Here is an 8,690-nt window from a genome sequence, read left to right as displayed (position 1 = left end):
GCCCCCTCCTTCTCGGAGGGGGCCGGCCCTTTGCCGTGCTCACTGCTCGGACTGCTCGGGAGCGCTACTCGTCTTCGCTGCGGCTGAGGCCGGACTGGCCGAAGATGCCGCCGTCACCACCGCCGTCACCGCCACCGTCACCGCCACCGTTGTTCCCGCCACCGCCGTCCGTGGTGGTCAGGGCGATCGCCGTACCGGTCGGGACCTGCTGGCCCGCCGTGGGCTGGGAGATGACGACCCTGGCGTTGTCGTCCTGCGGGCCGGTGATCGCGCCCACCGTGAGATTGGCTTCCTCGATCATCCTGCGCGCGTCCGAGAGCTTCTGGCCGGTCAGCGCGGGTACGGCGACCTGCTCCTGCGCCTTCGCGACCGTCAGCGTCACCGTGGAGCCCTTGTCCACCGGGGTGTTCGCGGTCGGGGTCTGGTTGGTGACCTGGTTCTCGGGGACGTCGCCGCGCGGCTCCTGCCGGACCTCGACGCTGAACCCGAGGTCCTCGAGGGCCTTGCGGGCCTGGTCGAGCTGCTGGCCGACCACGTTCGGAACGGTCTCCTGCGCCTTCTCCTTGGCGACCGTGAGCGTGATCTTCGAGCCCTTCTCGACCTCGGTGCCCCGGGTCGGGTCCTGCTCGAGGACGGTCCCCGGCTCCTCGCCCGAGACCTCCTTCTGCTTGACCGTCACCTCGAGCCCGTACTCATCGCCCGCGAGCTTGTCGCGCGCGTCATCGATGTTGTCACCGATCACGCTGGGCACGGAGACCTTGGGCGCACCCGTGGAGACGACCACGCTGACGGTGTCGCCCTTTTCGACCTGGCCGCTCTTCGGGTCCTGGTCGCAGATCTGACCCTTGGGGTACTTTTCGCACTCCTTCTTGGTCGGATCGAGCTCGAGCCCCACGTTCGCGGCCTGCTTCTCGGCCGCCTGCAGCGTCTGGCCCACGAAGGTCGGGACGTCGAACGGCTTCTCGGTGTCCTTCCCGCTGAACACCACGCGCCCGATCAGGATCGCGCCCACGAGCACGAGCACGCCCGCGAGCACGAGCAGGGCGGTCGAGGCCCCGCCCTTCTTCTGCCGGCGCCGGTCAGGGCGGTCGTCGTAGCCGTAGCCGCCGTCGTCCGGGTTCATCGGGGGCAGCATCGAGGTCTGCGCGCCGCCGTTCTGCGGGCGGAGCATCGCCGTCTGCTGGTCGTCCGGGTGGCCGCCGTAACCGACCGCACCCATCGCCGCCGTTGCCGCGACCGGCTGACCGTCGAGGCAGGCCTCGATGTCGGCGCGCATCTCGTCGGCGGACTGGTAGCGGTAGTCGGGGTCCTTGGTCAGCGCGCGCAGGACGATGGCGTCCATCTCGGGCGTGATCTCGGAGTCGAAGACCGACGGGGGCTGCGGCTCTTCCCGTACATGCTGATACGCGACCGCGACCGGGGAGTCGCCGACGAACGGCGGCCGTACGGTGAGCAGCTCGTAGAGCAGACAGCCGGTCGAATAAAGGTCACTGCGCGCGTCGACCTGCTCGCCCTTGGCCTGCTCAGGGGAGAGGTACTGGGCGGTTCCGATGACGGCGGCGGTCTGGGTCATCGTCATACCGGAGTCGCCCATGGCGCGGGCGATGCCGAAGTCCATCACCTTGACCTGGCCGTTGCGCGTCAGCATGACGTTCGCGGGCTTGATGTCGCGGTGGACGATGCCGGCGCGGTGCGAGTACTCCAGTGCCTGCAGGATGCCGACGGTCATCTCGAGCGAGCGCTCGGGCAGCAGCTTGCGCCCGGAGTGCAGCAGCTCGCGCAGCGTCGAGCCGTCGACGTACTCCATCACGATGTACGGGATGGAGACCCCGTCGACGTAGTCCTCGCCGGTGTCGTAGACCGCGACGATCGCCGGGTGATTGAGCGAGGCGGCGGACTGGGCCTCACGGCGGAACCGGGCCTGGAACGACGGGTCGCGGGCGAGATCCACCCGGAGCGTCTTCACGGCGACGGTGCGGCCGAGGCGGGAGTCATGCGCGAGGTAGACCTCGGCCATGCCACCACGGCCGAGCACCTGGCCCAGCTCGTACCGGCCGCCGAGGCGACGCGGCTCTTCCATAGCTACCTACCAGCCCTCTCCGTCAGTCCCGACCGCACCCATGTGTGGTCCGGCGGTGTGCTGTCCCGGCATACCGTACCGGCCCGCTCTAGCATGATCTGGCCGCAGCGGTGGTCTGATACAGGACCGGTACCGCAGTGACCGGCGTCACTTGCTCCCGTTGAGAACCGCCTGCATCACGTTCTTCGCGATCGGGGCGGCGAGACCGCCACCGGAGATGTCCTCGCGGTGGGCGTCGCTGTCCTCGACGACCACGGCCACCGCCACCGGCGAACCGTCCGCCGTCTTCGCATAGCTGAGGAACCACGCGTACGGCTTCTCGCTGTTGTCGATGCCGTGCTGGGCGGTACCGGTCTTGCCGCCGACCGTGGCGCCCGGGATCTGGGCACTGGTGCCGGTGCCGGACTTGACGACGGTCTCCATCATGTCCTGCAGCTTCTGCGCGTTCTCCCCGGACAGCGGGCGGCTCAGCTCCCTGGGGCTGTGCCGCTCGATCGTGTCCAGGCCGGGCGACTTCAGCTCGCTGATCATGTACGGCTCCATCAGCCGCCCGTCGTTGGCGATCGCCGAGGCGACCATCGCCATCTGCAGCGGGGTGGCCGCCGTCTCGAACTGGCCGATGGACGACAGCGCGGTCTGCGGCCGGTCCATCTCCTTCGGGAAGTTGGACGCGGTGGCGCGGACCGGGACGAACTGCTCCTCGTTGAAGCCGAACTGCTCCGCGGTCTCGAGCATCTTGTCCTTGCCGAGATCCGAACCGATCTTGCCGAAGACGGTGTTGCAGGAGATCCGCAGCGCCTCGCGCAGCGAACCGTCCTTGCAGGAGGGGTAACTCCCCTCGTTCTTCAGTTCGGTCCTCGTGTCCGGCATGGTCCAGGGCAGCGGCGACTCGGTCTTCTCGTCGGGGTCCGTGTAGAGCCCGTGCTCGAGGGCGGCCGCGGCGGTGACCACCTTGAACGTCGAACCCGGCGGGTACGTCTCGCGCAGCGCCCGGTTGAGCAGCGGCTTGTTCTTGTCGCTCTCGAGCGACGTCCAGGCCTTCTCGTCGTCCTTGCTGTTGCCGGCGAAGACCGAGGGGTCGTACGACGGGGTCGAGGCGAGCGCGAGAATCGCGCCGGTCGACGGGTCGATCGCGGCGACGGCACCCTTTTTGTTGCCGAGACCCTCGAACGCGGCCTTCTGCGCGGCCCCGTTGAGCGTCGTGACGACGTTGCCGCCTTCCTTCTTCTTGCCGGTCACCATGTCGAGGGTGCGGCGGAAGAAGAGCCGGTCGTCGTTGCCGGTGAGGATGCCGTCCTCGAGCGACTCGATCTGGGTGGCGCCGTAGGCCTGCGAGGCATAGCCGGTCACCGGCGCCCACATCTCGCCGTTCTTGTACGTCCTCTTGTACGCGAAGTCGCTGCCGGTGGTCCGCTCGGAACCGGTGATCGTCTTGCCGTCGACGATGATGTCGCCGCGCTCCTGCGCATAGCGCTCGATGAGCACGCGCCGGTTCTTCTCATGCGTACGCAGCTCGTCGGCCTTGACGTACTGGAGCCAGTTGTCGCGGATGAGCAGGGCGAGCACGAGCAGACCGCAGAACAGGGCGATCCGCCGCAGGGGCTTGTTCACGGGCGTACTACCTGCGTCATTTCGGCGTCGGGGCTGGCGGGGGCCGCGGGTGCGGGCCGGCGGGCGGTGTCGCTGATCCTGATCAGGATGGCGATCAGCGCCCAGTTGGCGATCACCGAGGAACCACCGGCCGCGAGCCACGGCATGGTCATACCGGTCAGCGGGATGAGGCCCATGACACCGCCGGCCACCACGAAGATCTGCAGCGCGAAGGCGCCGGACAGACCCGCGGCGAAGAGCTTGCCGAACGGGTCGCGTGCGGCAAGGGCCGTCCGTACGCCCCGCTCGATGATCAGGCCGTAGATGACCAGGAAGGCCATGACGCCGGCCAGGCCGAGCTCCTCGCCGACGGTGGCGAAGATGAAGTCGGCGTTGGCGGCGAAGCCGATCAGGTCGGAGTTGCCCTGGCCGAGTCCCGTACCGAGCACGCCGCCGGAGCCGAAGGCCATGATCGACTGGCCGATCTGCTCACAGGCGCCGGAGGTCGCGTAGCAGCCGAAGGGGTCGAGCCAGGCGTCCACACGCGCCTGCACGTGGCCCGCGGTCGAGGCCACGGCGACCGCGCCGACCGCCGACATCAGCAGACCGATCACGATCCAGCTGGTGCGCTCGGTGGCGACGTACAGCATCACGACGAACATGCCGAAGAACAGCAGCGACGTACCGAGGTCGTTCTCGAAGACCAGGATGAGCAGGGACACCGCCCAGATCACCAGGATCGGGCCGAGGTCGCGGCCGCGCGGCAGGTACAGGCCCATGAAGCGGCGGCTGGCGAGCGCGAGGGCGTCGCGCTTGACCATCAGATAGCCGGCGAAGAAGACCGCGATGACGATCTTCGCGAACTCGCCGGGCTGGATGGAGAATCCGCCGATCCGGATCCAGATCTTCGCGCCGAAGACGTCCGTGCCCAGGCCCGGCACCAGCGGCAGCAGCAGCAGGATCATCGCCGCGACCATCGAGATGTACGTGAAGCGCTGCAGGATCCGGTGGTCCTTGAGCAGCAGCAGGACGCCGACGAACAGCGCGATGCCGACCGCCGAGTACATCAGCTGGTTGGGGGCCGCCGGGTTGAACGCGCCGAACGCGTTCTTCTGCAGCTGCTGCAGCCGCTCCGACTGGTCGAGGCGCCAGATGAGCACCAGACCGAGGCCGTTGAGCAGCGTCGCGAGCGGCAGCAGCAGCGGATCGGCGTACGGCGCGAACTTGCGCACCACGAGGTGCCCGACGGCGGCGAGCAGACCGAGGCCGAGGCCGTAGCCGATCATGCCCGTGGGCATCGTCCCGTCGATCGCGAGCCCGACATTGGCGTACGCGAAGATCGGGATGAGCACGGCGAAGACGAGCAGACCCAACTCGGTGTTGCGTCTGCTCGGAGCGCCGATCGCGCCGATGGTCGAAGTGTGTGTCGTACTGCTCATGAGTAGGCGGGGCCCCCAGTGCCCCTAATTCTTGTCGCAGTTGCCGACCAGCTGCTGCTCCTCCTCGGAGAGGCTGGGGCCGGGCGTGGGTGAGGGCGCCTTGTTCGCGCTCCGGCTCTTGGTACCGCCGTCGGTACCGCCGGCTTCGCCCTCGCCGGTGCGCGCGTTGTTCTCGTCCTCGGCCTTGCGCTGTGCTTCCTGCTTCTTGCAGGCGGACGCCTGGTTGCCGAGATCCTTGATCTTGTTGTTGGCCTCGGTCAGACCGCCGGCGGCGATCGTCGCCTCGACCTGCTTGCGCTGGTACGGCGGCAGGTACTTCAGCTCGATCTCCGGGTGGTCCTTCTCCACCTTGGACAGGCTCACCCAGGCAAGGTCCTGGCTGATGCCGCGGTACAGCGCGACATGACCCTTGTTGGCCCCGACGTAGTACTGCGTCTGCGTCCAGCGGTGGCCCGCGTACAGACCGCCGCCGATGACGCCGAGCACGATGATGAGGAAGAGCGATCTCTTGATCCACTTCCCGCGGCCGCCGCGCTTGACGAAGTCCTCGTCGCTGTACGCCCCGAAGCCGTCCTCGGGGGCGTACGCGTCCTGTTCCCCGGATCCGGGCGGCCCGAAGCCGCCGCCCGAAGGCTGCGGGGGGACGGGACGGCCGAGGCTCGCGGCGCGGCCCGCGGGGGTCTGCATGGCCCCGTTGTCCTGCAGCTGCTGCTGGTTCTCGGCCACGGCGCCCACGACGACGGGAGTGTCCGTGATGTGCCCGGCGAGGGTGTCATTGCCGTCGATGTCGAGGACGTCGGCCACGATGCACGTGATGTTGTCGGGACCGCCGCCGCGCAGCGCGAGCTGGATCAGCTCCTGCACGGTGGCCTGCGGGCCCTGGTAGCTCGCGAGGGTCTCCTCCATGGTCTGGTGCGAGACCACACCGGAGAGACCGTCGGAGCAGATCAAGTACCGGTCGCCGGCGCGCACTTCACGGATCGACAGGTCGGGCTCGACATGGTCGCCGCTGCCGAGCGCGCGCATCAGCAGCGAGCGCTGCGGGTGCGTGGTGGCCTCGTCCTCGGTGATCCGGCCCTCGTCGACCAGCCGCTGCACCCAGGTGTGGTCCTGCGTGATCTGCGTCAGGACGCCGTCGCGCAGGAGATACGCACGGGAGTCGCCGACGTGCACGAGGCCGAGCCGCTGGCCGGTCCACAGCAGGGCGGTGAGCGTGGTGCCCATGCCCTCGAGCTGCGGGTCCTCCTCGACCATCACGCGCAGCTGGTCATTGGCCCGCTGCACGGCGTCGCCGAGGGAGGTCAGGATGTCGGAGCCCGGGATGTCGTCGTCGAGCGCCACGATCGTGGAGATGACCTCGGAGGAGGCCACCTCGCCGGCGGCCTGGCCGCCCATGCCGTCGGCGATGGCGAGAAGGCGGGGACCGGCGTAACCCGAGTCCTCGTTGCCCTCGCGGATCATGCCTTTATGCGATCCGGCGGCAAAGCGCAGTGACAGACTCATGCGCACCTGCCCCGTCGACTCAGACTCCGGGTACATCCGCACAGCGCCCACCCTCCGGTCGGGAGCGCGCTCAGACCCGCGGTGCGGGTCTGGTCGGCTCGCTCGCTCCGCTCGCTCATTCTCGTACTACTTCCGCAGCTCGATGACGGTCTTGCCGATGCGGATCGGCGCGCCAAGCGGGATCGGCGTCGGGGTGGTCAGACGGGTCCGGTCGAGATAGGTGCCGTTGGTGGACCCGAGATCCTCCACGATCCACTGGCCGCCCTGGTCCGGGTAGATCCTGGCATGCCTGCTCGACGCATAGTCGTCGTCCAGCACGATCGTCGAATCGTGCGCACGGCCCAGCGTGATCGTCTGGCCCTGGAGCGCGACGGTGGTGCCGGACAGGGTGCCCTCGGATACGACGAGCTTGCTCGGCGCACCCCGGCGCTGGCGGCCGCCGCCGCTCTGCTGGCGCGGCGGCGTGGGAGCGGCCTGCTGGCGGCCCTGAGCCGGGCGCGCGTCGGCCCCCCGCCGCGCACCGCGCTGCGTGACTCGCGTGCCGAACAGGTCGCTGCGGATGACCTGGATGGCCACGAACACGAACAGCCACAGGACTGCCAGAAAACACAGCCTCATGACCGTCAGGGTCAGCTCTGACATTGCCCCCGCTTCACCCTTCGGCTTGTCGGTAAATGATCGTCGTATTGCCCACGACGATCCGCGAGCCGTCGCGGAGCGTAGCGCGGGTGGTGTGCTGCCCGTCTACCACGATGCCGTTGGTAGACCCGAGATCCTGGATCGTCGAGGGCGTTCCGGTCCGGATCTCACAGTGCCGGCGTGAGACGCCGGGGTCGTCAATCCGTACATCCGCCTCGGTGCTCCGGCCGAGGACCAGAGTGGGGCGGGAGATCTGGTGGCGCTGGCCATTGATCTCGATCCAGCGCCGCGTCTGGGCGCCGGGGAGCGGACCCGCCCCGCCCTGCTGGGGGCGTGCGGGCGCCGGTCCGCGACCGCCGCCGGGAGGCGGGGCCGCGGGCATCGGAGGGGCGGCGGCCGGCGGGTAGCCGTAGCCACCCTGGCCGCCCTGGGGTCTGGCCGGCGGCGCGGGGGCAGCCGGAGCGGGGCCCGCCTGCGAGGTGCTGGACGCCAGCGTGCGGCTGCGTACGCGGTACAGACCCGTGTCCAGGTCGTCGGCCTTCTCCAGGTGCACCTTGATCGGGCCCATGAAGGTGTAGCGCTGCTGCTTCGCGTAATCGCGCACCATGCCGGACAGTTCGTCGCCGAGCTGGCCCGAGTAGGGGCTCAGCCGCTCGAAGTCGGGCGGGCTGAGCTCCACGATGAAGTCATTGGGTACGACGGTCCGCTCGCGATTCCAGATCGTCGCGTTGTTGTCGCACTCGCGCTGCAGGGCGCCTGCGATCTCGACCGGCTGGACCTCGGACTTGAACACCTTGGCGAAGGTGCCGTTGACCAGACCTTCGAGTCGCTGCTCGAACTTCTTCAGGACTCCCATGGGGCACCTCCTCCGTCGTTGCCGCCGTTGTTGTCTTCGTACCGCTTACTGATCGTATCCACGCGCCGGGAAATCGGCTGGTTCCCCTTCTCTGCCCTGCGCAGGGGTGTCGCCTCTCACAACGGCCGGGGCCGCCGGTTGGTGCCACGTCTGCGCGACTGCGTCTCCGTATGTCCTCTACAGCTCTTCCGTCGCTCTTCTGCCGCTCCTTGCGGGGGTCTCCCGCACTGGTTCGGTGGCCGCGCCTCCACGGATCGTAGAGGGGGGTCCCAGACAGTGTCCCGCACTCGTGAAGCTCCCCTTCGGGGTGGACGGACGAGGACGTACGAACGTGGGGCGCAGGGCAGTCCACAGAAGGCAGGTGCCCGCACAAAGGGATGTGAACCCACCCTGTCCGGCGTGCTAATCTTCAGATGTCGCCAGGCGCTCCCCAGGGAGCGAGAAGCCAGACGGCAACACCCATGCGCGGGTGGCGGAATAGGCAGACGCGCTGGATTCAGGTTCCAGTGCCCGAAAGGGCGTGGGGGTTCAACTCCCCCCTCGCGCACCAGTCGGGAAGCCCGGCATCGTGATCACGATGCCG

At 68.7% G+C, this 8,690-nt stretch carries 6 protein-coding genes and 1 tRNA gene; 1 reads left to right on the top strand and 6 read right to left on the bottom strand.

Features of this window, described 5'->3' with window-relative positions:
• Window positions 1-64: 64 nt before the first annotated feature.
• From pknB to JAO81_RS25425, 6 genes are all read right to left on the bottom strand, one after another.
• Window positions 65-2,080, bottom strand: a complete 2,016-nt coding sequence (gene pknB / locus JAO81_RS25450; RefSeq protein WP_199550246.1) for a Stk1 family PASTA domain-containing Ser/Thr kinase — start codon at window positions 2,078-2,080, stop codon at window positions 65-67.
• Between the two features lie 147 nt (window positions 2,081-2,227).
• Window positions 2,228-3,691 carry a penicillin-binding protein 2 gene (locus JAO81_RS25445; protein WP_199550245.1) on the bottom strand — a complete coding sequence of 488 codons (1,464 nt, stop codon included), beginning with the start codon at window positions 3,689-3,691 and terminating at the stop codon, window positions 2,228-2,230.
• Complete coding sequence (locus JAO81_RS25440) at window positions 3,688-5,109, bottom strand: FtsW/RodA/SpoVE family cell cycle protein (RefSeq protein WP_199550244.1); 1,422 nt, start codon at window positions 5,107-5,109, stop codon at window positions 3,688-3,690. Before JAO81_RS25440 ends, JAO81_RS25445 begins: the two co-directional genes overlap by 4 nt.
• 24 nt (window positions 5,110-5,133) lie before the next feature.
• Window positions 5,134-6,612, bottom strand: a complete 1,479-nt coding sequence (locus JAO81_RS25435; RefSeq protein ID WP_199550243.1) for a PP2C family serine/threonine-protein phosphatase — start codon at window positions 6,610-6,612, stop codon at window positions 5,134-5,136.
• A 126-nt stretch (window positions 6,613-6,738) separates the two neighbouring features.
• Window positions 6,739-7,254 carry an FHA domain-containing protein gene (locus JAO81_RS25430; RefSeq protein ID WP_165333757.1) on the bottom strand — a complete coding sequence of 172 codons (516 nt, stop codon included), beginning with the start codon at window positions 7,252-7,254 and terminating at the stop codon, window positions 6,739-6,741.
• Window positions 7,255-7,264: 10 nt separating this feature from the next.
• On the bottom strand, window positions 7,265-8,107 hold the full coding sequence (locus JAO81_RS25425) for a DUF3662 and FHA domain-containing protein (protein ID WP_165333758.1): 843 nt from the start codon (window positions 8,105-8,107) through the stop codon (window positions 7,265-7,267).
• Window positions 8,108-8,570: 463 nt separating this feature from the next.
• On the opposite strand from JAO81_RS25425, the gene JAO81_RS25420 reads away from it, so the two are divergent.
• Window positions 8,571-8,657 (top strand) — tRNA-Leu (locus tag JAO81_RS25420).
• The last annotated feature ends 33 nt before the right edge of the window (window positions 8,658-8,690 follow it).

Source organism: Streptomyces sp. N35, assembly GCF_016464295.1.
In the GTDB taxonomy this organism is placed as follows: Bacteria; Actinomycetota; Actinomycetes; order Streptomycetales; family Streptomycetaceae; genus Streptomyces.
The sequence above is the reverse complement of the archived record's forward strand: the minus strand, read 5'-3'. Positions and strand labels throughout refer to the sequence as shown.

Excerpts from the sequence above, each read along its gene's own strand:
- JAO81_RS25430 (WP_165333757.1), bottom strand. The coding sequence starts at position 7,254 with ATGTCAGAGCTGACCCTGACGGTCATGAGGCTGTGTTTTCTGGCAGTC.
- JAO81_RS25435 (WP_199550243.1), bottom strand. The coding sequence starts at position 6,612 with ATGAGTCTGTCACTGCGCTTTGCCGCCGGATCGCATAAAGGCATGATC.
- JAO81_RS25425 (WP_165333758.1), bottom strand. The coding sequence starts at position 8,107 with ATGGGAGTCCTGAAGAAGTTCGAGCAGCGACTCGAAGGTCTGGTCAAC.
- pknB (WP_199550246.1), bottom strand. The coding sequence starts at position 2,080 with ATGGAAGAGCCGCGTCGCCTCGGCGGCCGGTACGAGCTGGGCCAGGTG.
- JAO81_RS25440 (WP_199550244.1), bottom strand. The coding sequence starts at position 5,109 with ATGAGCAGTACGACACACACTTCGACCATCGGCGCGATCGGCGCTCCG.